The sequence below is a fragment of the Kitasatospora sp. NPDC023120 genome, from assembly GCF_055560835.1.
In genome coordinates this window covers 16,907-43,561 of sequence record NZ_JBVHHY010000032.1, presented here as the reverse complement: position 1 = coordinate 43,561, position 26,655 = coordinate 16,907, and the positions used below count along the sequence as shown (strand labels likewise).

Below are 26,655 nucleotides of genomic sequence, written 5' to 3'. Positions count from 1 at the left end.
CATGCCGGCGCCCCGCCGGCATGGAACTCTTCTTTTCGGAGGGGATTCGGATGACCCGTTCTCGTCTCGCCGCCGGCGTCGTCGCCGTGGCCATCGCAACCGGCGCTGCGCTCGCCATCGCCCCCGCGGCCCAGGCCGCGGAAGCCCCCGTGCTCCAGGTGTCGGCGTGTGCCGCCGACCTCGCGGCCGCGCTCGACAGCAACGCGGCGGCCATCGAGGCCGACATCGCCGGTGACACCGCCGGCGCCCGCGCCGACAACCTCCACACCCTCGTCATCCTGGCCGGAGCGAGGCACGACTGCGCCTGCCAGCACGCCCAGGTCCGCGCGGACATCATCGCCGCGGCGACCGACAGCATCCGCGCGGCGGTGTCCAACTCGGTCGGCGACTCCGCTGCCGCGCTGGACAGCGAGGACGCCGTGGCGGCCGAGTTGACGGAGGCCCTGGAGATCGTCTGGTACTCCGAGGTGTGAGGCCTCGCGGCGTACGGGTGCCCGTCGTCCGCCTGCTCGGGTGCGGGGCCCCGGCGGTCGTGCCGCGCCTGTGGAGCCCGTCCGCTTCACAGGCGCGGCACGACGGCGCCGGCGCCGGTCGACAAGGCCCCGATCCTCGATGCGACGGACAGGCCAGGCCTACCTGGTGAAGGCCACCGGCCTGTGTGGTCCGCGAAGGCCGGCCGGCGTCCGGCGAGGTGGCTACCGTCTCCACCTCGCCGGCCGGCATCATGACGCCGTGCGGGCGTGAGGCGTCCGCGACGGAGCCGCACCAGCCCATCCACCGAGTGCGCGGCTCCACAGCCACGCACTCGGTGGATGGGCTGGTGCGTGACCCGCCACGGCATTGCCTCCGCAGGGGCCCGTCACTGCTGGGGCTGGCGGAACAGGTCCTGCTGCGTGACGCCGTCCGCGAACATGGCGTTCTCGCTCAGGCACGCGAGCAGGTCGAGGACAGCGGCGAGCGGCTGGTATTCCGTGCGGGTGGCCGGGTGCTCACCGCACTCCTTCAAGTGCTCCCAGAGCACGTGGAAGTAGTCCTCGAGCTCCAGACGCGCGTTGAACTGCGCGCTGAGCCCTTCGGAATCGAGGCGACGCAGGCCGGCGCGGTCGAGCCGGGCCACCGAGTTGATGACGCTGTTGACGATCTCACGGCTCTCGATGCCTGAGCTGGACATGGGTTCTCCTCACGATGTGCGCGGTGGAAGACCGGGGCTGACGCTCGATGCACCGCCCGGCCCGGCTGGATCGCGACCGTCCCGCAACGGTCAGCACGCCGCGGCGCTCCGACCGGACAGCGGGACGGCGGCCCACACCGAGCAGCTGCCGTCCGAACCGAGCCGCACCCCCCAGTCCTGCGAGTAGTCCGCGACGAGCGCCAGACCCCTGCCGTGGTCCTCGTCCGGCGTGGCGCGGTGCAGCTGCGGCACCTCGGAGGTCTTTCCCTGGTCACGGACCTCCAACAGGAGCCGGTCCGCGGTCCTGCGCAACCAGGCGGTGATGTGCGCGCTGTTGGAGTGCTCGAGGGCGTTGGTGACCAGCTCGGAGATCACCAGCAGGACGGCGTCCCGGGTATGGCCGGCCCGAACGCCCTCGGCGTCCAGCCACAGCCCTGCCAGCCGCCGGGAGACCGGTACCGCGCGGACCAGCGACGGCAGCCTGAAGGACAGCGGACGGCCCCTGACCCAGTGGCGCAGGACATCCTCTGCGAGGGCTCCCGTCGGCCGTCCATCGATCTCTGCGGTGGTCAGTGGAATCTCCTCCTCGGTGAACGGCGGGGCCGCTTCTCGGCTCACGGGCCGAATGCGGCTGCCGGTGCGACTGCTCGTGGCTTTCGCGTCCCGGTCCACGCCCGGCGCCTGGGGACCATTCCGTTCGGCGCGCAGCCGGCCGAGCGGGCGCCGGACTGGTGGAAGTAAATCAGAAATAGATTATTCGCGAGGAGCTATCCGCCACAAGAAAAGGGGGCGCATTTATACAATACAGCGCCTAGTGTGAAGGTAGGAATAGTTCACGCCGTCGATGATCCGGCGAAATGAAACGGCTTGTTTCGTCCACTCGGGTCCGGATTTGACGGCGAATGGCGGACATCCGGGCCATTGGTCCCGGCAATCGGTGGAGCCTTTTGGGACGAACGTCCCTCCGGGCGCGCAAGGGCGGTCGGCGACTCGCTCACGGAATTCCGCACCGACCTGGCCGAAATCAGCCGTTCCGCCTGTGCGTGTGGCGGCCGGGGAAACGTCCCGGTCGACGAGGGGCGGCCACCAGCGGCACCGCCACTGCGAGGAGCCGCGCCGCAGGCGCATCCCCGAGAGCGGTCCCGTCGTAGGGCCTCTGATCGACGGTGTGATCAGAGGCGCCGCGCGCGCCCGGGGGGAGGGATTCTGCCGGCTCCTGCTCGTGCGGAGAGGCCCTGCGAGCCGACGCGGGCCGGTGCGACTGTGATCGCACCGGCCCGCGGATCCAATTTCCTCGACCGGGGTACGGCAACGCGCCCCTTCAGCGATTGGGCGCAAGCCGGAAGCGCTGGCGGACACCGCAGCTGCTTACCCCCGGAGAGGATGGGTGACCCACCCGGTTCGGATGCACCCAGTTACTCACCGGACCGGAACAGCCGCAATCCCCCGACCGGTCGGTTCACCCGTACGGCCGAGCGCGCCGGAAATACAAACCGCTTCCGCGACCGGACCGGAAGCCCTCCGCAGGAAATTTTCATATCCCGGTCCGTTCGCTCGGGAAATTGGACACCATATCCGGAGGCGACTGCCCGTTGATCGCGGAATACCGCGTGCGGGAACCGGCCGGATCCGACGGCGGTGATCACGGCGCACCGACCGCGGGATCGACGGGAACGGCAGGAGCCGGACCCGGGGTGGGGATCCCGGCGGGCTGTCCCCGCACCCGCGCCGGCCCCCGGCGCCGGCGGGCGACCGGCGGACCACCGCAGAGGCAGACCCGGCGGGAGGTTCCGTGCCGGCGTCCCACAGGCCCCGGCCGCGCTGCGGCGACCGCGCCGGTCTTCCGCGCATCGGGTCGGCCGTCCCCCCGCGGAGCGGGATCGGACACCGCCACGGCCTCCGGGGGCACGTCACGGGGCCCGGTCCCGGGTCCGGGCGCGCGGTCGGCGCTTCCCCGACCGACGGCCTCCTGGCGGGAGGCCCTGTTGGCGCCCCGCCGGTGCGCAGCGGCGTCGGCGCGGCGGGCCGTCGCCGCAGCCTCGCCACCCCGGGCACAGGTCCGCTCCCGCTCGATCCGGCGAGCGGCGAGCCGCCGGCGAAGGATCGCTCCTTCCGACTCGTCGCCCCCTGCCGCCGACCGGTCGGCGGGTTCGCTCGCACCGGGCGCGACCCGCGCCGTGAGCGGGTCTGCCGGGGGTGTCGCGTGCGGCGCCCGGCCGGACGGCTCCCACTGCTCCCGAAGCCGGCGGCAGGCGGCAGCGGCGGCGGCGGGACCGCAGGAACGGCAGGTTTCCGGATCGTCGGCGTCGCGGACGGCCAGGGGCCCGCGGCACAGTGCGCACTCGGGGCTCCGGACCGGCCTGCTCCCGGTGACCGTCTCGCTCGCCCGGTCGACGACCTTGACCAGCCAGGGCAGCGGGGAGACCACCGAGGACCACGGCACCGCGCCGACCGGCTCCCTGCGGCGCGCGAACTCCCACGCCGACTCGAGGGCTTGGAGGACCACCGCGCCGTGGGCCTCGGGGGATGTGCCGTAGTCGGCGAAGGTCGCGACGATGTGCTGAGCGAGGAGGTCGAGCTGTCGCTCGGTCAGCCGGTCCGCCAGTTGCCTCGGCAGGCGGCTCAGGGCCGACGACGCGGCTTGCCGGCCCCATCGCCTCTGCTCGTCGGTCATCGACCGGATCGTCTTCCGGCCGGTTCGCCGTCCGTCGCGCCCGCCCGGGCCTGCTGCGTCCCCGTCGGCTCCCGCCGCGTGGCCTCGCGCGCGGGTGCGCACGGTTCCCGGTCCGCGGGACGGACAACCGCCCACGACCGCGGGCGTCTTCAGCAGGTCATGTTGGGAGGATCGTGTTTCTGCCACCGAATCGGGGGTGGCCGGTGTCACCGGATCGGGGGGATCGGCTGTCACCGAACCGGCGGCCTCCCGGCCCGGGTCGAGCGGGACCCCGTGCCGGGAATCCGGTCCGGAGCCGAGGGCCTCGACACCGTCGTCTGCCGGCCCGTCCGCGGACCGCGGCGCGGGGACGGGCCCGCTCGGGAGGGACTCCGGCTGCCCGTCCGGTCCGCGGACGGGCACGGCATGGACGACGTATCTGTACGCCCTCCTCTCCCCGGCTCCTCGGCTCACCCACCCCTGGGCCAGGAGTTCGGCCACCGCTTCACGGGCGGTTGCCTCCTTCATCCCGCACTCGCGCGCGATCCGCGCGACGGGAGTCGGTTCGGGGAAGTGCTGCCGCAGGGAGAGCAGGGCATAGACCTTGAACCGGGTACCGGCCAGACACGCCCGGGCGTACGAGCCGACGCACACGGTCAGCTCGTCGTCGGCAGGCGGACGGACACTCCGGTTCATGGTTCCGGTGGCGGGATTCCGAGACGCTCGGACCAGGTCCTTGGCCTTCGCTCTGGCGATCAGACGGTTGACACCGCCCCGTGACAGCCCCAGCTGCCGCCCGATGGTCTCGTCGGCCGCGAAGCAGAATCCCGACTTCCAGCCGTAGTCCTGCACCAGCGTCACCACCCGGATCAGGTCGCCGGTCAAGTCCCTGTCACCGAGCCACACCGCCGGGAACCGGGTGGCGGGCAGGCCGGCCCGCCCGGTCGCACGGGCCTGCCCGCGAGCAGGCCAGGGGCCCCGGGCCCGCTCCGTGCACACGGCGCCCGAGTACCGCGGGCTCACGGAGCACCGCCGAAAGCCCGACGCCCGCCCGCTTCGCCGCCCGGCCCGCCCGGCCGCCCGCCGACGCCCGGATCGGTCGACGGGCGATACGCCGGCCGTCCCGAAGTCGCCGAGGCGGCCCTTTCCCCGGCCCGCTCCATTCGAGCGGTGGTCACTCGCGCTCGAGAGCCCGTTTGGGGAGGTCCTTCGAGGTTTCGCTCATTCAGAGCCCGGCGTCCTCCCCAGGGAAGGACGGAACGGCGGATCACGACATGGCTGGGGAGCGGCTGGCAGATTCTGATTCGGTGATGCAAAATGGCAGTGCCTACTTACGGACGTGTGAGGAGGCAACAGCCCGTCAGGACACAGGTTCTCGCCTGATCCCGAGTGTGCGGACGGGCCGAGGCAGCGGTGAATTCCGTCGTCGACTTCAGGCATGTGGTCGGCGACGACGGATACAGGGCGTTCAGACACCGAGGCATGTGATTGGTACACAGACGGTGAAGGTCCGGTGGTGCGGACCAAACCGTCTCCATGCTGCTAGGTCACGTCAAAACCTCCCCGGCAGGGGGGCACAGTGATTGAAGAGGGTCGAACGAACGAAGAGAAGCGATCACGAGTGGTCGCTTCCGCCTGACGCGGTTTCGAGTCCAGGCGCCCGAGGGGTGATCTGGAACAGCGATGTCGCACCGACTGCACCCCCACAGCCGTCCGGACTCACCGGAGTCCGGACGGCTGATCCACGACTGAACCAAGTCTCGACCAAGAGTACTCCTCCCATCACAGAGTGTGAATACCTCTCGTGTACGACTCATCGTCGGGACCCACTGGATCCGGCCACAGGCAGTGGTTCGTTCGAATCGGCGAGAACGGACAGCTCGAACACTTGGCAGTGGGGTTCGATCGTCCGCCCGGAGCGTTCGCGTCACGGCGACGGCAGGACGCCGACGGCCATGATGCGGCATCCAGCGGTCCTGTCACCAGTCACCCGAAACGGGAAACGTGCAACCGGCCATTTCAGGCACGCAATCCGAGCGTCCGTTAATCGGATGACCGAACGGGAAAGGGGCGCAACGGTGGCCGTGCGGCCGACCGAAGGCCGGCTGCCGAGCGACTCCGCGCGCGGGCGCGCCCCGCTGGGGAGAATTGCAGAGCATCCGGCACCGTTCGAGACCGTCCCGCTGTGGAAGAGGGGAAGCCGAGCGAGCGGACGGGGTTGCGCTCGCTTCGACCATCCCCATCCGAGGCCAGCCGCAAGAACGCCGCACGCCCGGCAAGGAGCTCGGCGGCCCGGGTAAAAGCTCTGAGCGCCGGCAGCCTGAGCATATTTCAGGACACCCGGATGCCGTACATTTCCCGGCGATTAGCCCATCGTTGTCGGGGCATGAGTCCAACAGCAGTCAAGCCGCCTCTTCCATTGCCGCTGGAGCGGGACCGGATCTGCAGTGCCGGTGACAACTGGCTATTCGTTCCGGACCGGACGAATCCCGCGGGCGACCTGGAAAGTGGCTATCTCGTGAAGAACGGCGAACGCGTGGTGCTGACGCATTGCTCACGCCAGCTGGCCGAACTCTTCCGCATCCTGCGCCGACTCGAGTTCGAGTTCTCGACGCGGCTGCAACGATCAGAGGAATAAACGGGCTGATTGAGAGCGCCGGCCGCGATCCACGATGACGCAAACAGGAGGACTGCTTTGTACGAGTCGACGGACATCGATTTCAGCCCCTACTACACAGCCGGATTCAACCCCGACGACAGGGGCATACACAACCGCTCCCTCTGGCCGTCCGCCGGGCAGGTGTCCGCCGACCTGTCCTATCCGGTCGTCAACGGCTGGGCCGAGCCGGTCGTCAACGGCTGGGCAGAGCCGGTCGTCAACGGCTGGGCAGAGCCGGTCGTCAACGGCTGGGCCGAGCCGGTCGTCAACGGCTGGGCCGATCCGGGGATGCTTCCGCATCCTTCGAACGCGGAAGCGGTCGAGGAGGAAGTCGGCCTGCCGGCCATGGGGTTCCACCCCCAGTTGATCGCCGACCGCCGGGAGCATCGCGCCCGCCCGGCACGCCGCCAGCCCGACATCCTCGGAACCGTCATCGGATTCCTGACGCTGACGATCGTCACTGCGGTCTGCATCCTCGGTTGGATGATCTCCTACCATCCGCTGCGGAACGTGGCCCTTTCGCAGCTGCCGAGGGGTCTGTCCCAGTACTGGCCGGTCGTCGTCTACGGACCGTGGATGGTCGCGTCCCTCTCCGTTCTGCGTGCCGCTCTGGGAGGGCGCAGGGTGGCGAACTCCTGGACGGTCATCCTGGTATTCGCGGGCATCGCCAGCCTCCTGTGCATCGTCAACACACCCTGCACGATGCCCGAGGCCGTCGTCGCGGGCCTTCCGCCGGTGACGGCTGTGGTGTCCTTGCAGCAGATGGTGCGCCAGCTGCTCGTCGCCCGGCAGGAGTCCCAGGAGGACCGTCGGCAGAAACCCTCGCACCGGGCATCCCGGTAGCACGTGGACAACACGGCGCCTGCATTCTCCGCCCGTCCGTGCGGGAGCCCGAAGACCGCGGGTGACGGACGCGCGCCGGCACTCCCCTTCTCTGCCAGGAGGGCGCCGCACTGTTCCGGGTCGGCACGCCACCGGGCGCGGGCGGCGTCCGGCCGTTGCTTCGGGTCGAGCACTGCGCCGACTGCACCGTTCCCGATTCCGGTCCGGCAGGGACCACGGTTCACATGCCAGGCCCACCGGGCGCGCTCCCGCATCGGCCTGGCGCCGATCCGCTGCCCACGCGGGACCCCACGGTCGGTGACGATCGCTGCGCCCCCCTTCCTCCCCGCCCACGCTGGTGCCCCTGGGCAACGGATCGGGCGTGCCGAACCGAGCAGCGCCCATGACGAGGCGGGTCACACCAGATTGGCCCAATAGGGTGAATCGTCCATCTTTCGGGTGACCTCACGTTTGGCGCGGGTAGTTACGGAGTGCGCGCGACGGGCTGCAGACCGTAGCCGCACCCCGGCGCTGAACTCATACGGCCGGTAACCATGCTCCGACGGAATTGAAAGGAACGAGACTCATGCTCCTCACTCTGCTCGGTAACATCGTGGCCTTCCTCGGCTGGCTGCTCTAGCGGTTGTCGACCCACCCGGCGGCGAGCCGGCCCCGCCCACGCGTTCGGTGACGGGGCCGGACTCACCAAGAGCCTGCCGCGACTGCGAGACGTCCGGCGACTGACGCCATCCCATGCCGCACGCCGGCCGGGCCTCGCCGACCGGGGCAAGCCGGCGCCGGTCGCGCGATGCCACCGTGACGACCCCTCCGGGCGAGCGCGACGCCTCGGCCGAACGGGTGATCCCACACGACCGGCTCTTGTCACCCATTTGATGGTATGGGTCACTTTGAGCAGTAGAACCGGTGGGCTGCCCATCCCTTGCCGGGGGCCGTGCCTGAGGCGGTCGCAGCGGTTCTCCCGTGTGCTCCTCCGGTCATGAGGACCAGTGAGGGCCGTCGACCGCCTGCAGCACGGGCCGCACCGCCGCGGGCAAAGCCCCGCGGCGGCATCAGCCGCAGCCACTGTCCCATGAAATGCCTTCTACGCCCGGGGCAGTGCGCTGCGAGGCTCCGAACCGTGCTCAGAAAGGCTGCGCCGTGACCGACTCGATCCGACCCCATGCGCTGCTGTCCGCCGTCGCGCTCCCCCGGCAGGGCTTCACCGTGATGTCGTCGGCTGACGCCACGATCCCCGTCGGCCTCTCCCCGCTGGGGGTGGCACTGTCCCCGGACGGGGGACGCGCCTATGTCGCGAACCGGGCGTCGAACACCATCAGCGTGATCGACACCGCCACCGACACCGTCACCGCGACCATCTCCATCGGCAACGGCCCGTTCCTCACGGCGGTCTCGCCGGACGGCACCCGCGTCTACGTGACCCTGTTCGACGACGGCACCCTCGGGGTGATCGACACCGCCACCAACACCGTCACGGCCACCATCGCGGTCGGTGCCGCAGTCGTCGCGGTGGCGCTCTCCCCGGACGGCGCCCGCGCCTACGTCACCAGCCAGAGCGCCAACACCCTCAGCGTGGTCGACACCGCGACCAACACGGTCACCGCCACCGTGACCACCGGCCCCATGCCGATCGGCGTCGCCGTAACCCCCGACGGCACCCGCGCCTACGTCGGCTGCGTCGGAGACAGCTCCGTCAGCGTGATCGACACCGCGACCAACACCGCCACCGGCAGCTTCACCGCCGGCGACGTACCGGTGATCGTCGCCTTCAGCCCGGACGGCACCCGCGCCTACGTCTGCAACGCGGGCGGCGACAGCGTCAGCGTGGTCGACACCGCCACCACGACCGTCATCGCCACCATCGGCGTCGGCAGCCTGCCCCGTTTCGTGACCGTGAGTCCGGACGGGACCGCCGTCTACACGGCGGACTACGCCGACAACGCCGTCAGCGTGATCGACACCGCGACCGACACCGCCACCGGCAGCATCCCCGTGGGCGACGGCCCGGTGTGCGTCGCGGTCGCCCCCGCCGGGAACCGGCTGTACGTGACGGACAACGCCGACAACGCCGTGAGCGTGATCGCCCTCACCCTCGTGCCCGACCGCGGCACCACCGCCGGCGGCACCATCGTGACCCTCCGGGGCCACGACCTGGCCGGAGCCACCTCGGTGCGCTTCGGCGACACCCCCGCCACCATCCTGGCGAACACCGCGACCTCGGTCACCGTCCGCACCCCCGCCGGATCGGGCACGGTCCCCGTCACCGTCACCACCCCCGGCGGAACCGCCGTCCTCGGCACCTTCTCCTACCTCCCGGCCCCGCTGCTGACCGGAATCACCACCGGCGCAGGCCCCGCCATGGGCCCCTACACCGGCGGCGGCACCGCGGTCATCACCGGGTCCAACCTGGCCGGAGCCACCTCGGTGCGCTTCGGCTCCCGACTCGCCACCATCGAGTCCGTCACCGACAGCGCCGTCACCGTCACCATCCCCGCCGTCCCGTCCCCCGGCCCGGTGCCCGTCACCGTCATCACCCCCGGCGGCAGCGCCGACGGCCTGACCTTCACCTACCTCGACGTGCCCACCGTGAACGGCGTCAGCCCCGCCTCCGGACCCACCGGCGGCGGTACCGACGTCACCCTCACCGGCAACCACCTGACCACCACCCAGGAGGTCGCCTTCGACGGCACGCCCGCACCGTTCTCCGTCACCTCCGACCAGATGATCGCCGCCGTCGCCCCGCCCCACTCCGCCGGCGACATCACCATCACCGTCACCACCCTCGGCGGCAGCACCGGCGACACCTACACCTACCTCGACGCCCCCGGCATCTGACCCTGCCACCGACCCGGCCACGGCACCCGCGCAGCGGGCGGACACGGCCCGTCCCCGGGGCGCGTCGCACGCCTGCGCGCCCCCGGGGCGGGGGGACGATCAGGAGGACATCGACACCCTGCTCGACGGCGCAACCCCGGTATGGCGCGCCGCGGCAGATGCCACCTTCGGTCTGCTCGGAGCGCACTTCATCCCCTGACGCATCGGCAGGCCCGAGCAATCCGACGGGCCCCGCAGCGCCTGTGCACTGCGGGGCCCGTCGATGGCGCGCACGTCGGTCAGTCCGCCGCGTGGAGCCACAGCAGGTCGGTGATCCGGACCGCGCGTGCGACCGAGTCGACCGCGTACGAAATCAGGACGGGCTCGCCCTCGATCTCGACGTTGTACCGGTCCCCCATGTCGAAGCCCGGCAGCGGCTTCTCTGCGTCGACCGCCGTACCCACGCGCTCCGCGAGGTCGATCAACGCCATCACCACGGTCTCGGCCAGCACGGCGTAGCCATACCTGTCCATCGCCGCAGCACCGTGGCGGGCCGCTCGCTGTGCAGGTCGAGCGCCCACCGTTCCTACTGACTGTGCCTGAGTTGCACGGCCGGACGCCCCGAACGGTCTTGGGTGTCCTGGTCTCCCGCGTTCGCTCCCATGGTCGGCGGCGCGCATCGTGTGCGCGGTCCGGGTAGGGGAGGGCGGGTTCCCTCGCGCTCCCGGTCGCGGGTTCGGGCCTGGGCGGTCCGATGCCCACCGCGATCGCTCTGGTCGTGGTGGGGCGGTGCCGTCCGACGCCTGATCCGGTGTCCGAGGGCGCGTCGTCCGATCGCCACGGCCGCCGCCTGGTGACGGGTGACGGGGCGGTTCGGTGTGGTGAGGGGCTTTTGCCAGTGCTCGGCCCCCCATATCGAGGTGTAGGCGGGGTCCACGGCGATGATGCTGATGCCGCGCTCGGCGCTCATCGCGAGGAGCCGGGCGCGCAGTTTGCCGGTGGGGATGCCGGAGATCAGCTGCCGGAACCGCTTGCGGCGGCCGTGCTTCTCGCGGGTCTTGGAGTCGGTGAAGTCCAGATCCTCGATGACGATGGCCCGGCATCCGGTGTCCTTGGCCCAGTGGAGGAGGCGGGTGAGGGCGTGGCGGATCTGGGCGTCCCGGTGAGTGGCGGTGCCGGTGAGCCGGTAGTCGAAGGTGTGGGGCTTACCGATCGGGTTGCCGTGGGTGTCCAAGCGCCAGGCGGCGAGGTGGTCGGCGTTCATGTCCACTCCGATCACCTCTCCCGAACGCAACGACTCCACAGGGACGATGGGGAGGTCTTTGCGCTGCCAGCTCGCGTCGAGGTACCAGCGGCTCCGATCCGCGTCCACGTGGATGCGGTAGGCCACCGCCCGGTTCGTCTCGATGCGGTCGCGCCACTCTGCGCCCCGGTGCGGGAACGACACCTTCGCGGTGAGGACATACCGGCCGTGCTTGCCATTGGCCAGGTGCGCCAGTGGCGCGGGCAGCTTGATGCCGACCTCGCCGTCCGGCGTGACACGGATCGTTTCGTTGCCGAACCGCTTGCCGGACTCACCGTCAGCGGACATGAACCAGCGCTGGGCGTTCCAGCGTTCCCGCCACTGATCCTCGGTCAGGTCTGCGGCGTCGAGGTTGTGACGGGTCTTGAGCAAGCGTCGGCCACCTCGGACGACGGAGACCTTTCCGGCCTCACGCTCGGCCTTGACGTGCTCGAACTCGGCCTCAAGGTACGCCAGACGGCGGGACTTGACGAACCACTCGCGCTCGGACCGGTATCCGCCCGGGGCGCGCTTGGTGCCCTTCTCGCCGATCGGTAGGGACAGGCGGTGGCGGATCGTTGCGATACCGGCCCGCAACGAGTCGAGGTGCTGCCACTGGGCGCGGCGGGACAGCCCCCACTGGTCATGTGTGGTCTTCGTGATCGAACCGGCCCAGCGCGCCGATGACTGCGGCGTCAGGTCACGCTTGCGGGCCGCCCACGTCTTGGAGGAGTGCTCCAGGCCGTCCCGGATACGCCGGGCCAGATCCCGGGACGCGAGCGAACCGAGGTGCTCGCCGACCAGCCGCAGGACCTTGCCGTCCTCGGCCGTCAGCCCCTTGAGCCGGTCGCGCACGCACACACCCGAAGCGGGATCGGCGACGAACGGACGGGCGATATCACGCAGGTCAGCCACGCTCGGCAGCCTCCAGCGCGGCCTTCGCCCGATTCTTCGCCGAGGGACGCCCGTACAGGCGGGCACAGAACGAGGTCAGTATCTCGGCCATGTCCCGCACCAGATCGTCTTCGGCCTCACCCTCGTCCAGGACGACCAGGCGGCGGCCCGACGCGGCGAGCGCGGCTTCCACGAGTTCGACGTTCATCCGGCCGAGGCGGTCCTTGTGCTCGACAACGACCGTTGTCACAGCCGGATCGGCCAGCAGACGACGGGCCTTCGACCGGCCGCCGTTCATCCCGGAACCGATCTCCGATTCGACCCGGACGACACGGTGACCACCCTTGGCCGCCCATCCGGCGAGCCGGGCCGTCTGCCGCTCAAGGTCCGACCTCCGGTCATGTGAGGAGACCCGGGCATACAGGCCGACGCCGCCGGTTGTGTCGTCGGATGCGGCGTTGGCCTCGATGCTCACCAGGATCGTGCGCGGCCCCACCCGCTCAGCCGGAACCGGCAGAATGCCCTGACGGAACCAGCGGTAAGCGGTATGGGGACTGATCCCCTGCGCTCGCGCCCACTCCGTCAGATTCATGAACACGATCATCATGCAACTGGATTACGCTCACGCACACTTACGCACAGTCAGACGTCAACAGTTCACCACCCCCCTCGATCGCTCACTTGCCGTACCCCTCCGGGGCAGCCTCGACGGTCCGGAAGTTCCGTCCGGCCTTGGCGTCCACAAAGCGGTCCTGGCGGCCCGGAAGCTGGTTCAGCATGGCCTCAAGCCACCACTTGTGCATCACTGTGTTGATCTCCTCTCCTTCGGTGGCCCGCCCCACCTCGTCGAAGAACTCCATGCGCTGAGCACCCTTGAGTGCGTCGCCGATGGCGTTGATCGTCCGCGGGATAGGGGTAGTCCGGGGATCCGGCCTAGGAGTCGGCGATCCCCATCCATCGGGCATCGCAGCGGTTGCCATAGGCCCCTCCAATTCGGATCGGCTGATCAGTCGGGGGGCCCGGGGCAACGGGTCCGGACCGACCAGGTGTGATGCGCGAGGTGGGCAGCCCCGCTGCGCCCATTCTGCCTCGCCCGATGGCTGAGTGGGCCGCCTGATCGAAATTGTCGCTGAGGCCGGGCAGCCCGCTGGCCGACTGCAGCCGACAGGTCTGGGGTGCTCGGTCACCAAGGCGTGGCCCCGGAGCCAATCGCTCTGAGACAGGGTGACGGCCCCCGCTGGGGTGGGTCGGACGCCAAAAGCCCACTCCGTAACGTGACTGGGTGGGACCGGCCCTACTGGTCGGGCCATGCCACAGGCGTGAAGCGGGACCGGTCGTACGGCTGACCCCCGCTGACACGGGCCGGACCCCGGAGCCGAGCCCAGTAACGTTACCAGGTGCGGCCACCCCCCTGCCCTGAGGCGAACGACTTCCTGGCCTGCGGCGTTCCTACACCTTTGCTTCCTGAGTCTCGGCGGCCGGTACGCCCGCCATCGCGACCAGCGTCAGCCCGTCGAAGTCCACGGGTTTCCGTCGCTGCTCACCTGCCGTCCGCAGCTCGAAGCCCTGCTCGTTCGCCGCGGTGTGGACCAGCACCGCCACGCCGGTCCCGACGCATCCGCTGACGGCCTGCCAGAGCTCCTCGCGCACCTTGGTGGAGGTGGTGCCGACGTACAGCTGGGGTGTGACCTCGATGAGCCGGCTGGTGAGGGTCGAGCCAGGTGGTGCTGAGGGACTCGGGGACGGTGGCGGCGTAGCAGCGGACGCCGCCGGATCCGGCGATGACGACGGTGGTGCCGTGGCGGGCGAAGGCGGACAGGGCCCGGGCGTGATGGAGGTACCGGGGCCGAGGAGGACGCAGCTGAGGGCTGCGGTGGGAAGGTAGACCGCCTCGGTGCCACGGTGCGGGCTGGTGACCTCGGCGCAGACGCCGGTGTCGTCCTGGACGATGCGGACGATGTCGAGGTAGAGGAAGGAGAGGGAGTCGGCGATGCGGGGCAGCATGGCGACGGTGGGGGCGGCCAGTTTGCGGCGGGCGGCGCCGGGGTCGGGGCGGCGGCCGGTCACTGCGGCCCCCGACTGGGGGCGATGCTGAGGAGGCCGCAGCCGTAGGCCTTGCCCTTGCCGATGCCGTCGGTGAGGCGGGTGCGCAGGCGGTCGGCGTCGGTGATGACGGCGGTGCCTTCGAACAGGACGCGGTCGTGTTTGACGGGCCGTTGGTCGCTGCGTCGGTGCCCCTTGGCGGCTTCGAGGGGGGCTGGAGTGGAGGGTGCCGAGGTTCAGGCCCGAGGCCTCTGCCTGGCGGGCCCACCAGTCGTCGGCGGCCGCGCCCTGGAGGGGGACGACGGCTTTGAGCCGGTAGAGCTCGCGGGTGGCTCGGCTGGGCCTGCGGATGGGGTTGGGGCGATGCGGTAGCGGATGTGGAGGCCGGGCCGGAGTGCGTCGAGGAGCGGGGTGAGGGTCTTGGTCGCGGCGTGGCCGTATCCGGCGGGAAGGCGGTCGAGGTCGGGCCGCTCGGCGCTCTGAAAGAGGATCTGGTCTCCGGCTGGCGTGGACTCGGTGCGGAAGAGGACGCCGAGTCGGCGGCGCGGTTCGTCGTCGGCGACGTGGTCGGGGAAGAGCGACATCATGCGGTGGTGCAGGGCGACGGCGCCGACGGTGTCGCGGCGGGCGTCGCGGCTGCGCGGGTCGGGGATGATGTGGGTGAGCCACAGGGTCATGCGGGGATGCTTTCCGGGTGGGCGGTATGCCGGTCGAGGTAGTCGCCGAGGGCGTTCAGGTAGCCGGCGGCGAGGCCCTTGCAGCGGTCGGCGGGCAGGGTGAGGGTGCGCTGGTAGCGGGGACGGGCGCGGTAGGCCCGTCGCCGGGGGTGGATGGCGATCGGGTCGTCGGTGACCTCTCCGGCGGGGGTGCTGCCGTCGTCGTCCCCGGGCTGAGGGTGGTCGCCGAGACGGTCGAGCGGCTGGTCTCCGTGGAAGACGACGTCGACGGTCCTGCTGCCCGCGCGGGCTCGCCGGGCGTTCGGCAGGTGGACGAGGTGGTGCAGGGGGTCGTCGACTAGGCCGAGCAGCAGAGGGCCTTCGGGAGGGCAGGAGCGGCGCCCCAGGTAGGGCGGCCAGTGCGGGTTGCGCAGGGCTTCCGCCCAGAGGTCGAGGGCCTCGGAGTCCGGGGTGGTGACGACGGCGGTGAAGGCCGCGTCGGCGAGGTAGTAGCGGTGGGACAGCAGGGTGGCGTGGTCCCGTGCGGGGTCGGGGCGGTCAGGCCTCGGGGGCGGCGCCGTCCGTGTCGTCGGCATCGTTGGCTTCCGTGGTGTCGCCCTGGTCGTCGTCCTGATCGCGGGCCCGGCGCTCGCCGTCCTTCTGCAGGGCCCGGTGGTAGTCCTGGAGCCAGATCCGCTTGACGGTGCCGGAGCGGCGCCGCCACTGGCAGAGGTCGATGAGGAGCTGGGCCCAGTCGACGTCCACGTCGCAGCCGCGCAGTTGCCTGACCGCGCCGGGCAGGTGGCGGTGCAGGCCGTCGACGCTCTGTCGGCTCAGCAGGTTGAGGCGGGTCTCGGCCGAGGTCGCCCGCAGTCCGGCTCCCGGGCCGCCTTTGAGGACGCCCTCGGCGAAGGCGTGGCCGAGGCTGCGCGGGGGGATTCGCCTGGTGGTGGCGGGCTCCGTGGCCTCCGCGCGGTCTGCCGGGTCGCCGGGTGTGTCCGACGGTGCCTCGGCGGTCGCCTGTGTCTCTCCCGTCGGCTGGTCCGCCGGATCGCCCTTCGACGCGTGGTTCTTCTTCGACGCCTCGCCCTTCGCGGCGGCGTACTGGTCGCGGCGCTGTGCGGCGATCAGGGAGGCGGCGGTGTAGAACGCGCGTTGGACGTCGCGGCTGCGCGTCTGATCGTCAGTGAGCCAGGAGGCCACGTAGCGGTGCATGAACGGCACGGCGTCCAGGTCCTTGCCGACGCCGCGGCGCAGGGCCGCGCGGACGCCGGGGTCGTCGTGACTGCGCTGGTCGATCCTGGCGGTGAAGGCGCGCGCTCGGCCCAGCGAGGGGATGAGGGTGAGCTCCTTCGGCGTGCGGACCGCGTCGTCCGCCGGTTTGGCAGGACCGGAATGGTGCTGGTGTTGCTCACGTGTCCTCCGTGCTGGTGTTGCGGCCGCCGGTGCCGCCGGTCTTGGCCGGGCGCTTCACCGGCCCGCCGTACAGCTCGATGCGGGCGGTGGTGCAGGCCTTGGCTCCGCGCATGGTTCCCAGCGCGCCGTAGGTGACGGTGTCGTACGCCTGCTCGGCGAGGACGCGGAACGCCGCGGCCGCGCCGTCGAAGTCGCGTCCGTCGAGGCGCTTCCAGAACTCGCAGTTACCGCTCCCGCGTGTCCGTGGACCGTGTGAAGGAGCGTGGCCGAGCGGCGCGACGTTCTCCCTGTCTAGTTCTCGTTTATGCCTGTCTTTTGTGTTCACCACCATGGATGCGGATCGTCATTTCGCGTGAAGTCTCACGTGCGCTGAGGGCAGCAGCTCAATCGGGCCCTGCGCTGCCCGCCCAGCCCACCGAAAGCCCGGCACCTGTGCGCGACCACCTGACAGCATGTCGGGGTGACTGGACAGGTGCACAACCGCAGCGAGGGTCCCCCACGTACTTGATCCAAGCGGGGAACATCGGAGAGGTCCGTCTGGGCTCCTCCCCTGCCTCGCGCGGCCGACGTCCGGCTTCCGCCGGCGTCGAGGACGACGTGTTGGACGGACTGGCCCGCGAGGTCCTGGACCAGTGGCGTGGCAAAGCCAATGTCCGCGGCCTTCGCAAGCGGGTCCCGCTGGTGATCCCGTGGGAGCTGGACCACGGACACCGGAACAGCCCTGGTGAGGAGCGCACTGAGCAGCTCGGGCTCGGTGATCTGGTCACCCGGGTCAGAGCGCTCTCGCCGCACCAGCTGGTGATCACCGGCCCGGCCGGCGCCGGGAAGTCCTCCCTCGCCGTCCTGCTCGGGCTCGGGCTGTTGGAGGACAGGGAGCCCGGCTCCGGAGAAGCCGTTCCGGTGATCCTGTCGATGCCGGACTGGGAGCCGGGAAGCAGCATCCAGGACTGGGTCATCAGGCGCGTCCGCGAGGACTACGGGGAACGCGTCGCGGGGCTCGACCAGCACGTGGTGAGGTCGCTCGTGCAGGGCCGACGGATCGTTCCGGTGCTGGACGGTTTCGATGAGCTGCGCCCCTTGGCTCGCGAGGAGGCGGTGGACGCGCTCAAGCGATCGCTTGGCACGGACGGTCCGCTGGTCCTGACCTCCAGGCCGGAGGCATACCGGCATGCCGTTGCCTCGGCGCCGTTCCTGCGGGGCGTTCCGGTCCTGCGCGCCTGCCCGGTACCTCCGGAGTCCGGCCGGGCCTACCTCTCCCGGATGTGCCATCAGAACCGGGTCGGATCCTGGCAGTCGGTGTTCGACGCGGTCGAGAGCGACCCCGCAGGTCCTGTACCACCGTCCTGTCGTCGCCGCTGATGCTCTGGCTCGCGGCGACGCTGTACGCGTCGGAGGAGGCCGATCCCCGTGAGCTGCTCGATGCGGAACGGCTGCCGGCACGAGCCGACATCGAGGGCCACCTCCTGGACGGGCTCATTCCGACCGTCTACTCGCGGGGACCGAGGCCCTCCTACCTCCCGGGGTCGGTGCGCCCTTGGAAGCGCGAGGACGCGCTCACGTACTTCCGCTTCCTCGCCGGTCGGCTCCGTCGACGACGCACCCAGGTCATCGCATGGTGGCATGTGCGGAGCCGGTTGACCGAGCCCGGCGTCTGGGGCTCCGTCGTCCTGGTCGCCGTGGCCCTCCTCGGTACGTCTGCGGCCTACGTGATCGCGGCGCCGCTCACCCTGATCGGAGTACCGTCGCCCGCGCGGCACGGGTCGGGGTTCTGGAGCATCGCCCGGGTGCTCAGCGCGGTCGCCGCATTGGCCGTCATCGCGACGGCCTTCGGAAGACTCTTCACGCGGCACCTCTTCAGCGGCTTCGACGAACGCCCCCGAAGGCCGGCCGGGAGCCACGGCCGGATCGTCCTCGTCCTGGCGGCCGGGGCGACGGCAGCCGCCGGCGTGGCCGTACCCGGCAGCACATCGGCGTACCTGTGCGTCTTCGTTCTCCTCCTGGTCTCCGGTGTTCTTCTGACGCGGCCGACCAAGCCCGACTCACCGGTCAGACCGGAGACACTGCTGCACGGCGAGCGCAGGATCGCGCTCGCCGAAGCCGCAGCGGTTGCACCCGCCGTCGCGGTGACCTCGATGGCGTTCCTCCACTGGCTCGGCGGCCATCCCCTGCTCGTCATCAGCGGTCTGGTCATTGGCTGGTCGTCGTCGGCCATGGTGCTGGTCGCCCTCAGCCGGTGGGGCCGTTGGACCGCCACCCGTCTCGTCCTGGCGGCCCGCGGATGTCTGCCCCGCGACGTGCTCGGCTTCCTCGAGGACGCCCGGCAGTTGGGCGTGCTGCGGCGGATCGGCGGAACCTACCAGTTCCGGCACGCCGGGCTCGGGACCCGGCTCGCCGGGGCCGCGTCGGCGGACACCGCAGGCACAGGAACGCCGCCGCGGGAGGTGGTGCTCAGGAGCAGCGTGCTGAGCATCGGAGCCGTGCGATCGATGGCGTTCGACATGCTGGCTCTGGTCACCGTGTTCCTCCTCGTGGTCTCGCCGATGTCCGCCGAAGGGGGCTTCCGGGCCGACTGGCATCGGACCTGGATGCTCCTGCTCGATCAATGGCCTGTGCTGCTGGGTGTGGTCGGCGTGCTCATCTCGGGTTCGTTCGCCCTGTGGACGGTGGCGCGGCGGCTGCGCATCGACGCGCAGGGCGTGGAGCTCAATGAGGGCCGCAGGCTCCGGTTGCGGTGGGAGGACGTGGCAGAGGTCCGAGTGCGCAGGATCCGGCCACGCAACGGCAGAGGTGACTCCCCCGGTCTGTACGTTGCCTACTGTCTCGCCATGAAGTCGAAGGCCGGCCGGACGGTGCCCCCGTTCCTCGTCGACCGGGACGGCTGGCTCCGGGTCTGGGACTTGGGTCCCACCGAAGTGGTGCCGCTCGAGCTGGAGGCCGCACTGTGCCGGTTCGCTGCCGGCCTCTGGCGTCCTGAGCACTGAAGCGCCGTGCTGAAGCGCCGTGCCGCCCGCGATGGTCGGCGCGAACGAGTCCGGTTGCCCGGCGCTGTGCGGAGTGAGGGATCGGGCCGTCGCTCCGCCTGGCCCATCGTGATTTTCCGCGGAAAATTCGCAGCGCTCCGGGCGACGCTCCTGACCCTGCCCGTCGCCGTCGGCCACGACAGCCGGTCGGCGGCTGTGCGGGAGAGCAGCTGACAGGAGCCCCGGCGGTCCACGGACGCTTGTGCATCGTGAGGGCGTTCGTGAGCGCTCCGGCCTCTCACGGGGCCGGAGGCGGATTTTCCGCAGAAAATTCCGGGACGATGGGGAGCCGAGCCTCCACGGTAGTAGTGCCGGACCGTCAGGTTGAGGCTCGTCCTCCCACGGCCGCCTGACTTCGCGCCCGACGCCCGGCGGCGGACCCGTCAGCCGCGAGGATCACCGTCCCAGCCTCAACCGGACGGACGCCTCGCCAGAATTTTCTGCGGAAAATCGGTGGACCGGCCGGACCCGACTCGGCACGCTGACCGGGCGTCTGCTGGTGCCGCCATCCGACCGCACAGCGGGTGCTGACCACCGTTCCGCTGTCCGGCACTACCGAACGGCTGACGGTGCCGACGCGCGCCGGAAGCGCTCACGGCTGTCAAGCAGGGACCGTGCCGGGTGCCTCCGCGTCCCCGTCACCGGGCCAGCGCCCCTCGATGTACAGCCGGATGAGCGCGGCGTGGGAGAGCGGGCTGGTCGAATCGGTGACGTCCCCGTTGGTGGTGTAGTCCAGCAGGACGACGTCCCCCTTGTTCCTGATCAGCTCGACCAGGTCGGCGACGCGGTGCTCGAGGATCCAGCGGTAGGCCGGCAGGTAGATCCGGCGCCGGGCCGCCTCGTAGGGCAGCAGCCGCTCGCCGTGCAGACCGGTTCGGTGGCCCCGGACGGGACCGTACCGACGGACCGTCCGCTTCAGACCCTTCATCGTGGTGACCCCGAGCTTCGAGGGGTTGACGTCGGAGTCGTGGAACACCTCAACGCTTGCCAGATCCCCTCCACCGACTGGCCGGTCACACCGTCGCTGTAGGGGACCGGGATGCCGCCGTGCGGATAGAACGGGCTCAGCCGCACCCACGGGTCCGGTGCCTTGGAGGTGACGTCGATGATCTCCGCTCCGGGAAACGCGGCGGTCAGCGACGGCAGCGCACGGCGGCGGCTGGCAATACGGATCGACACCTGGAGGGCCCCCTGTCTTGACGGCATCAGTCACCGAGGATCTCCGACGGCACTGACATCCCGCCCCGCCCGTGGAGGCGGCGGCACCCTGGCCGCTCCGCTCACAGGATCGGCCGAGTCCGGGATCGGAAGTCCTCGCTCTGATCGGGGTCCCGTTGGCAACCGGGAGGGAATGCCTGCGGATCCGTCAGTGGCCGACCGCATCGGGATCATCTGCTGGTTGACTGTGCGTCGTGACGGAGATGATCGAGATACCGGACGCGGCGGGTGACTGGGAGCCCGCGACGGAACTCCGGGCGGGGGTGGGCGCAATCCGGCGCGCCAGGTGTCGATGTTCCAGAGCGTGACTTGGCCGTTGACTTCGCTGGCCCTGCTCTCGGTGGACCTGGACGCGGTGGCGCGGCGGCTGAGGCTGACCCTGGAGACCTCGTGGGACGGGCACGGCTGTGTGCGGGCGGCGTTCTTCGTGCTGGACGGGACGGACTTCGTCGTCACCCACCACGAGGGCGACGCTCCGGGAACCCACGTCTGGACCCGGAAGGGCGGGCCTGTCGGTTCGGCGGCCACGCGCGTGGGCAGCCTCCTCGCGGCTCTCGGCGTGGGACCGGAGGCGGTCTCGTACTCCACCTGGGGGGCCGGCACCGACCTGTCGCACATGCCCGCCGCCTGGTGGCGCGGCCGGTCGAAGCCGACGTGGTCGCGTCAGGACTTCTGGGCGAACTTCAAGATACGTCCGGGGATGTTCGTCGGCCGTGTCACTTTCGGGGCCGTGATCGGGTTCCTCAACGGCTATGACACCGCCTCCGAAGGAGCCCTGCTGGACGGGTTCAGGGAGTGGCTCGCGGCCAGGCTGGGAGACGGCTGGAACCTGGTGTACTGGGCCTTGGCCGAGGAACTGATCTTTCCCGACGGCCGTCCCGAGGAGCCCTGGTCGCCCGAGACCGAGCAGCACGCCGTGACCGGCCTGATCGACCTGATCGACGAGTTCTTCGATCAGCTCGCCGACGACCCGAAGCACTGCGCCGGAACGGTCTGATCGAGGGGCCCGGGCCCAGCCCCGAGTGGACGGCGGGCCCGCAGCCGTATCGCCGGCATCCGCCCGGTCAAGGGGCGTTCGGCCATCGTGCGCCAGTACCCGGCTTGGACCCGGGTGCCCTGGCTCCCGCAGTCGGGGCGGCGGACGGCGGGGCCGCGCGCGGCGGCCTCGACCAGCGGCCGGTCCGGGCCTGTGGTCACCCGCTCCGGTCCGAGGTCGACTCCGGGGAACAGCACATCCTCGATCGAGTCGAGAGCCACGCAAAGGCCACCCCGCAGCGGAACGATGCACGCGTGCCGATGACCCGGTCTTCCACGGAACCCCGGGCAGAGCCGAAATTTTCCGCAGAAAATTCGTGCGCCGCCGAGAGATGCCCGGGGACGGGCAAGGCAGTGGGCCTCGGCACTGCCGGAATCGCCGCTCGATCCGGCGCTCGGGCCGGCCGGCGACCCGGACGCAGCCGCCAGGGCCCGTCGGATTTTCCGCGGAAAATCCGACGGGCGAGGCCCAGATGACGCCTGGCCCAGGAGCACGGCTGCGGCCGGCTGCCCCTGGCCCTCGCCCGTCCGGCGAGCGGTGTCAGCAGTGGTGCCCGGAGTTCGCGGATGTGAGACCACCTGAAGAGCTGGACACGATCGACCGCCCATGCCCGGGGGCACGCCGACGGCGATGGCAGCGACGTGCCCAGCCGGATGCGGGGGCAGGGCACCGGAACGGTGCCGGAGCTCGAGGACGGGGTGCGAGGGATGCGCCCACGCATCCGACGAGGTGGGTGGGCTCCTGCGGTTGCTGGGGCGATGACGACCCACTGGTCCGCCAGTACACCGTCCTGATCCGCTCGCCGCCCACTGCCGCCTGCGTTCCGCTCTCACGGACTCGGCGCCGACCATCCGTGCCGAGGCCGGAGGCGACCCGGAGCCGACGCCCTCGCGTTCGTCCCCCGGATCGGGACCACCGAGGAACACGCCCGGATCCTGACCGAGGACGCGGACGCCCTCGCAGCGATGGCCCGCGGCTGGATCACCGAAGGGGACCACCAGCGCCGCGGCACACGCCACGTCCTTCAGCTGTCCGAGATCTGGCGCGACCGCGAGGACGAGACCGTCCGCCTGCTCACCGCCGCCCTACCTCGCAAGCGCTCCCCCGGAGACCTCGGCATCCTGATCGGCACCGTCTCCCGCTGCTCGCCCGGAGCCTGCCACCCCAACCCGGCACTCGCCGACGACCTCCTCCCCCACACCGACGCCGTCTGCGGCCCGAAGGCCCAAACGGCCTCGGTCAGCTCGGTGATCCGCGCCTGCTCACCGACGTTCCCGATCCGAGCCCGGAGGCACTGGCCGCGCTCGTCGTCCGTACCCGCAACCCCGAACACCAGCGCCTGGCCCTGCGACACCCGACGGCACCGGGTTGGACTGCCTCTACGCCAGCCTCTCCCCCGAGGACGCCCGCACCCGGCCGCCGCCACAACCGTCATCGCCGCCCGCCTCACCGGCGATCCGGGCGCAACCCTGCCGCCTGCTGGAGCACCGGCTCGCGAGCTGCGCACGGCATCCAGAGGAGACGGGACACCTGAGCCCGGCCGCCGCTCCCCCGCAACCCCTGACCGAGCAGCACCTCGACGGCGGCGGCTGCTGCTCGGTCGGCGGCACAGCCCGGTGTCCGGGCCGACATCTACGACTGCCACCGGCGGGGGCTCGCCCACTTCGTCGACAACCTGGAGGGCACCGCGCCGTACGAGCCTGTACGGCTGCGATCAGGGCGGGCTTCGCGCTCACCGGGCTCGCGCACGCGCAGGCCGCCGAGCGATGGAACGGGCCCGCCGAGCGCTGACCGGGCAGGGCTGGACGGTCGGTTTCCGCGATCTTCACGACGACATCCAGTTGAAGCTGGCACCCCCGAGCGCCGACCCCGGAGGCGTCCCCGACAACGTCTTCGTCGGCTACTACGACCACGGTGGCTTCTTCACCATCAACGCGCGCGCCGAGTGCGCCCACTACCTCGACGACAGACCCGCTGAACTTCGAGGGCAAGCCGGAGCACCTCGCGCCGCTCCCCTCGGTACCCAGCCGGGTCCGCCGGGACTGACCGTGATCCCCACAGAGAATTTTCTGCGGAAAATCCGGAGCCCACCGGAGAGCGACCTCCGGTCGGTCGCCACCCCGCGGGGCCGTCGGTGGGGGAGAGCGGGCAGGGTCAGGCCCAGCGCCCGGCGGGCACCTCTGTCATCCCTCTGCGATTTTCCGCGGAAAATCCGGCCCACCGGAAGCCGCCTTCGAGGACGGGTGTCCGACGCGACGACGGCACACTATGGACGGCACGAAGCGCTGAACCCTCCCAGGAGCTCCGAGCCCCGAAATTTTCCGCGGAAAATCGAGAGCCCGTCGACACGCCCCCGACGCCTCCGCCCAGCAGGCCAACCGTGAGCGTGTCCGCCGCCGGGCCCTACCGGTGTTCCCGGATCAGAACATCCCCTGCCCGGGAGCCACACGGCAGTCCAGGTCACGCGGCAGTCCAGGTCACGCGGCTTCAGGTCGTCGAGGCCCGAGAGAAGGACGAAGCGGCTCAACACGAGCCACTGACCTCCGATGAGAGAGCGGCGGGACGGTCGTCGCTTCCCACCCCCATGGCTTCGACGAGACGGAACGCCTGCGCGCCGTCCAGGAGGAGGCCGTCGGGGTTCCGCCCGAAGGCGGCCGCAAGAACGACCGGGAGGTCGGCTCCGGAGACAGCGGCACGCAACTCCGCCAGGACACCGGGAAAGTCGGCGTCATCGATGACACCCAGATACTCCTGGCGCAAGCGGTGGATGATCTCCACCAACTCGGGCCGCAGCCGCATCCAGGCACGGGACGTCCGGATCTCATCGCCAACCTGGTCCATGAACCAGCGCATGACCTCGTACGGGATGTCCAGGTGCCGTCCTCGGGGATCGAAGCACACCGTCGGCTCGCGTGCCGGGTCCTCGTCGGGGATGACCGCGGTCACCACGGCCCGATGCTCCCGGACGAGGTCCAGTTCCAGGTACCAGGCGTCGTCAGGCACCGAGTACATCGCGGTGATCGCGTACTCGCGGCTGGGGGACGTGACCATCGTTCTCAGGCCTTCGGGTTGGTCGGCGGTGTGGTGCGGACCTCGGCGTCCGGGGCCAGCCGCAGGCCGGCCATGGCGAGGAAATCCGTGAGGTCGATCCAGCCGCCGCCGGTTCCGTCGTCCCACCTGGTCCAGAGGCTCGACTCCTCGCCGTCCCAGGGGTCGATGTCCTCGCTCGCATGCCGCTCGACGGTCCCCTCACCGTGCCGGTACCGGAGGTACAGGTACTGACCCGTGGTCGTCCAGGCATCCCATTGCGACGGGCAGCTCCCGCAGGTCTGCACCACCCGCGCGATGGTCACGTCCTCGTGCAGATGGGCCTCGACAGCGCCCAGGTGCCGATCGTGCGAGATGAGGAGGTCGTCGACGAGACCGAGCAGGCGGACGCTCCCGCCGGGGAACTGGAGCGTGAGACCGGCTGAGAAGGCGACCCGGCCGTCGTTGTATTCGATCTCCCGGACCGAGCGGATCGGCTGTCCGATGAACCGGGTCACCGGAACATCCGACAAATCGTCGATCACCGAGACACGTCCGTACTCCTCCATCGAGTACGGCCCGTGCGGCTGATCGGCCCGCAGCGACAAGCCTGTCGACGGCGTGTGGAACAGAACCGGGCCCAGCCCCTCGAGGTGAAGCCACAGGTGCACCAGCGACGGCTCGTCGTCTCCGAAGTGGTGCCAAGCCGTGGTCACCTTCAGCAGTCGCCTTCCGATCAGGTCAGGGCTGAAGAGTTCCTCGTCGTCGATCACCCGCCGATGCTCGCACGGCCTCACCACCAGGGCCCCCGAATTTCGACCGGCTGCTCTCGCCTGGTCGGCCGGTTCGACGGACTGGCCACCGCTGATGCCGGCCGTCCGGGTCCGGCCCACGTCATCAGGGTTCAGGTGGGCCCGACCGGGATGGGAGATCGACGGCACAGCGTCGACCGGATGTCCTGACGGCCGGTCAACGCGTCCGGTGTCGACGCCATTCGGCTTCCGGAGGCACCCCAGCACGTCAGGCGACGCGCAGTTCACCGTCCATCGCGGCCACCAGCCACTGGGCGAGGCCGATCCCCAGCGGCCGGCAGTCTCCGTCTGCGGCGGACCACATCGCGCCGTCCGGGTCACGGAAGTCGATCACCGACCACATCGCGCAGCCCCAGTTGTGGAGCGGCACCACTCCGGCAGGCACGCCGCCGGTGGGGTCGGGTCCGAGCTCGTAGGACGTCGATCCCACGCCTCTCCGACCAGCGCCGCTCTGAGGACCCGTGGCCTGCTCCGAGCGTGCCGTCGATGGGCGCCCTGGCAGCGGGGCATCTCCCGATCGGCCTCGAGGGAACGCCGAGCTGAGATCATTGCCGGACGGTGGGTACCGGCCGCCAATCCGTTCGGAGATCGACACGCCCTCTGGCACGCTGAGGGCATGACCTCCTCCGACGATCGGGAACTGGCCGCCGCAGTGCGGGACGCCGACTCACCGCTCTGGTCGGTTCGCGCCTCGGCCGGACGGCAGCTCGCGCTGTCGGACAAGGTCGACGAAGTCGTGGACGTCATCCACCGGCTCCTCCTGGACCCCCAGGACACGGCGGTCACCCAGGAGACGGCCGAGGCCCTGCTCGCACGCGAGGACACCCTCGGCCTCCGGTGTGTGCTGCTGGCCAGAAGCCACGCGACCGAGACCTGCACCGCCGACGAGATCCAAGCCGCCGTGGACTGCGACCCCGGCTGGACGACCACCGAAGGCGCGGACCGGCTGATCGAGGGACTTCACGAACTGGCGGGGGATGAGGACCCTGGCGTCCGCGACGAAGCCCGAAGGCTCCTCGCGAGGCTGCGGCCGCGCGAGGAATGGGCCGACGCCGGCACCTCCTGATCGGAATCCCCCCGTCCAGCGCTCGGGCACGCCTGTCCGCGTACTCGT

At 70.7% G+C, this 26,655-nt stretch carries 23 protein-coding genes and 2 pseudogenes; 8 read left to right on the top strand and 17 right to left on the bottom strand.

All coding sequences use genetic code 11. The features are described 5' to 3' along the window. Positions 1 to 50 precede the first annotated feature (50 nt). The gene (locus ACZ3TI_RS34465; protein WP_465733332.1) at positions 51 to 473 is read left to right on the top strand and encodes a hypothetical protein; all 423 of its coding nucleotides are present in this window, start codon (positions 51 to 53) and stop codon (positions 471 to 473) included. Positions 474 to 859: 386 nt separating this feature from the next. Here the strand turns inward: ACZ3TI_RS34465 and ACZ3TI_RS34460 are convergent, their stop codons facing one another. After that, positions 860 to 1,171 (bottom strand): hypothetical protein, encoded by a 312-nt coding sequence (locus tag ACZ3TI_RS34460; RefSeq protein WP_465733330.1) that lies wholly within the window; start codon positions 1,169 to 1,171, stop codon positions 860 to 862. A gap of 90 nt (positions 1,172 to 1,261) precedes the next feature. Beyond that, the gene (locus ACZ3TI_RS34455) at positions 1,262 to 1,789 is read right to left on the bottom strand and encodes an ATP-binding protein (protein ID WP_465733328.1); all 528 of its coding nucleotides are present in this window, start codon (positions 1,787 to 1,789) and stop codon (positions 1,262 to 1,264) included. A gap of 4,421 nt (positions 1,790 to 6,210) precedes the next feature. Here ACZ3TI_RS34455 and ACZ3TI_RS34450 point away from each other — a divergent pair. The 3 genes from ACZ3TI_RS34450 (at position 6,211) to ACZ3TI_RS34440 (ending at position 10,158) form a co-directional block, all read left to right on the top strand. Continuing rightward, entirely contained in the window at positions 6,211 to 6,462 is a 252-nt protein-coding gene (locus ACZ3TI_RS34450; protein WP_465733326.1) for a hypothetical protein, read from the top strand. Between the two features lie 57 nt (positions 6,463 to 6,519). Then, complete coding sequence (locus ACZ3TI_RS34445; RefSeq protein WP_465733324.1) at positions 6,520 to 7,326, top strand: DUF2637 domain-containing protein; 807 nt, start codon at positions 6,520 to 6,522, stop codon at positions 7,324 to 7,326. Between the two features lie 1,137 nt (positions 7,327 to 8,463). Then, positions 8,464 to 10,158, top strand: a complete 1,695-nt coding sequence (locus ACZ3TI_RS34440) for an IPT/TIG domain-containing protein (RefSeq protein WP_465733322.1) — start codon at positions 8,464 to 8,466, stop codon at positions 10,156 to 10,158. A 278-nt stretch (positions 10,159 to 10,436) separates the two neighbouring features. Here the strand turns inward: ACZ3TI_RS34440 and ACZ3TI_RS34435 are convergent, their stop codons facing one another. The 11 genes and pseudogenes from ACZ3TI_RS34435 to ACZ3TI_RS34385 all read right to left on the bottom strand — a co-directional run bounded on the left by ACZ3TI_RS34435 (position 10,437) and on the right by ACZ3TI_RS34385 (position 16,759). Further along, positions 10,437 to 10,670, bottom strand: coding sequence for a hypothetical protein (locus tag ACZ3TI_RS34435; RefSeq protein WP_465733320.1), 234 nt, complete (start codon positions 10,668 to 10,670; stop codon positions 10,437 to 10,439). Positions 10,671 to 10,723: 53 nt separating this feature from the next. Further along, entirely contained in the window at positions 10,724 to 12,334 is a 1,611-nt protein-coding gene (locus ACZ3TI_RS34430) for a nuclease/transposase family protein (RefSeq protein WP_465733318.1), read from the bottom strand. Continuing rightward, positions 12,327 to 12,905 (bottom strand): IS607 family transposase, encoded by a 579-nt coding sequence (locus ACZ3TI_RS34425; RefSeq protein ID WP_465733387.1) that lies wholly within the window; start codon positions 12,903 to 12,905, stop codon positions 12,327 to 12,329. Before ACZ3TI_RS34425 ends, ACZ3TI_RS34430 begins: the two co-directional genes overlap by 8 nt. An 85-nt stretch (positions 12,906 to 12,990) precedes the next feature. Next, complete coding sequence (locus ACZ3TI_RS34420; RefSeq protein WP_465733316.1) at positions 12,991 to 13,173, bottom strand: hypothetical protein; 183 nt, start codon at positions 13,171 to 13,173, stop codon at positions 12,991 to 12,993. Positions 13,174 to 13,762: 589 nt separating this feature from the next. Then, positions 13,763 to 13,990 (bottom strand): type I-E CRISPR-associated endoribonuclease Cas2e, encoded by a 228-nt coding sequence (cas2e, locus tag ACZ3TI_RS34415; RefSeq protein WP_465733385.1) that lies wholly within the window; start codon positions 13,988 to 13,990, stop codon positions 13,763 to 13,765. A 34-nt stretch (positions 13,991 to 14,024) separates the two neighbouring features. Beyond that, positions 14,025 to 14,317, bottom strand: a pseudogene (locus tag ACZ3TI_RS34410) (CRISPR-associated endonuclease Cas1); the annotation flags it as partial. Positions 14,318 to 14,376: 59 nt separating this feature from the next. Then, positions 14,377 to 14,505 carry a type I-E CRISPR-associated protein Cas6/Cse3/CasE gene (locus ACZ3TI_RS34405; protein ID WP_465733382.1) on the bottom strand — a complete coding sequence of 43 codons (129 nt, stop codon included), beginning with the start codon at positions 14,503 to 14,505 and terminating at the stop codon, positions 14,377 to 14,379. Positions 14,506 to 14,592: 87 nt separating this feature from the next. Beyond that, entirely contained in the window at positions 14,593 to 15,033 is a 441-nt protein-coding gene (locus ACZ3TI_RS34400) for a type I-E CRISPR-associated protein Cas6/Cse3/CasE (protein ID WP_465733314.1), read from the bottom strand. Further along, entirely contained in the window at positions 15,030 to 15,608 is a 579-nt protein-coding gene (gene cas5e / locus ACZ3TI_RS34395; RefSeq protein ID WP_465733312.1) for a type I-E CRISPR-associated protein Cas5/CasD, read from the bottom strand. Before cas5e ends, ACZ3TI_RS34400 begins: the two co-directional genes overlap by 4 nt. Next, positions 15,571 to 16,311 (bottom strand): type I-E CRISPR-associated protein Cse2/CasB, encoded by a 741-nt coding sequence (gene casB, locus ACZ3TI_RS34390; RefSeq protein WP_465733380.1) that lies wholly within the window; start codon positions 16,309 to 16,311, stop codon positions 15,571 to 15,573. Before casB ends, cas5e begins: the two co-directional genes overlap by 38 nt. 112 nt (positions 16,312 to 16,423) lie before the next feature. Next, positions 16,424 to 16,759, bottom strand: a complete 336-nt coding sequence (locus ACZ3TI_RS34385; protein WP_465733310.1) for a hypothetical protein — start codon at positions 16,757 to 16,759, stop codon at positions 16,424 to 16,426. A gap of 269 nt (positions 16,760 to 17,028) precedes the next feature. Here ACZ3TI_RS34385 and ACZ3TI_RS34380 point away from each other — a divergent pair, with 269 nt between their 5' ends. Then, on the top strand, positions 17,029 to 17,787 hold the full coding sequence (locus ACZ3TI_RS34380; protein WP_465733308.1) for an nSTAND1 domain-containing NTPase: 759 nt from the start codon (positions 17,029 to 17,031) through the stop codon (positions 17,785 to 17,787). Next, on the top strand, positions 17,787 to 19,409 hold the full coding sequence (locus ACZ3TI_RS34375) for a hypothetical protein (RefSeq protein WP_465733306.1): 1,623 nt from the start codon (positions 17,787 to 17,789) through the stop codon (positions 19,407 to 19,409). Before ACZ3TI_RS34380 ends, ACZ3TI_RS34375 begins: the two co-directional genes overlap by 1 nt. Positions 19,410 to 20,049: 640 nt before the next feature. Here the strand turns inward: ACZ3TI_RS34375 and ACZ3TI_RS34370 are convergent. After that, positions 20,050 to 20,654 (bottom strand): annotated as a pseudogene (locus ACZ3TI_RS34370) (DUF6939 family protein). Positions 20,655 to 20,970: 316 nt separating this feature from the next. Here ACZ3TI_RS34370 and ACZ3TI_RS34365 point away from each other — a divergent pair. Then, the gene (locus ACZ3TI_RS34365) at positions 20,971 to 21,663 is read left to right on the top strand and encodes a hypothetical protein (RefSeq protein WP_465733304.1); all 693 of its coding nucleotides are present in this window, start codon (positions 20,971 to 20,973) and stop codon (positions 21,661 to 21,663) included. A gap of 2,562 nt (positions 21,664 to 24,225) precedes the next feature. Here the strand turns inward: ACZ3TI_RS34365 and ACZ3TI_RS34360 are convergent. From ACZ3TI_RS34360 to ACZ3TI_RS34350, 3 genes are all read right to left on the bottom strand, one after another. After that, complete coding sequence (locus tag ACZ3TI_RS34360) at positions 24,226 to 24,753, bottom strand: hypothetical protein (protein WP_465733302.1); 528 nt, start codon at positions 24,751 to 24,753, stop codon at positions 24,226 to 24,228. Positions 24,754 to 24,758: 5 nt separating this feature from the next. Then, positions 24,759 to 25,502 (bottom strand): hypothetical protein, encoded by a 744-nt coding sequence (locus tag ACZ3TI_RS34355; RefSeq protein ID WP_465733300.1) that lies wholly within the window; start codon positions 25,500 to 25,502, stop codon positions 24,759 to 24,761. Positions 25,503 to 25,749: 247 nt separating this feature from the next. Continuing rightward, complete coding sequence (locus tag ACZ3TI_RS34350) at positions 25,750 to 25,971, bottom strand: hypothetical protein (protein WP_465733298.1); 222 nt, start codon at positions 25,969 to 25,971, stop codon at positions 25,750 to 25,752. Between the two features lie 186 nt (positions 25,972 to 26,157). Here ACZ3TI_RS34350 and ACZ3TI_RS34345 point away from each other — a divergent pair, with 186 nt between their 5' ends. Next, positions 26,158 to 26,607 carry a hypothetical protein gene (locus ACZ3TI_RS34345; protein ID WP_465733296.1) on the top strand — a complete coding sequence of 150 codons (450 nt, stop codon included), beginning with the start codon at positions 26,158 to 26,160 and terminating at the stop codon, positions 26,605 to 26,607. Positions 26,608 to 26,655 lie beyond the last annotated feature (48 nt).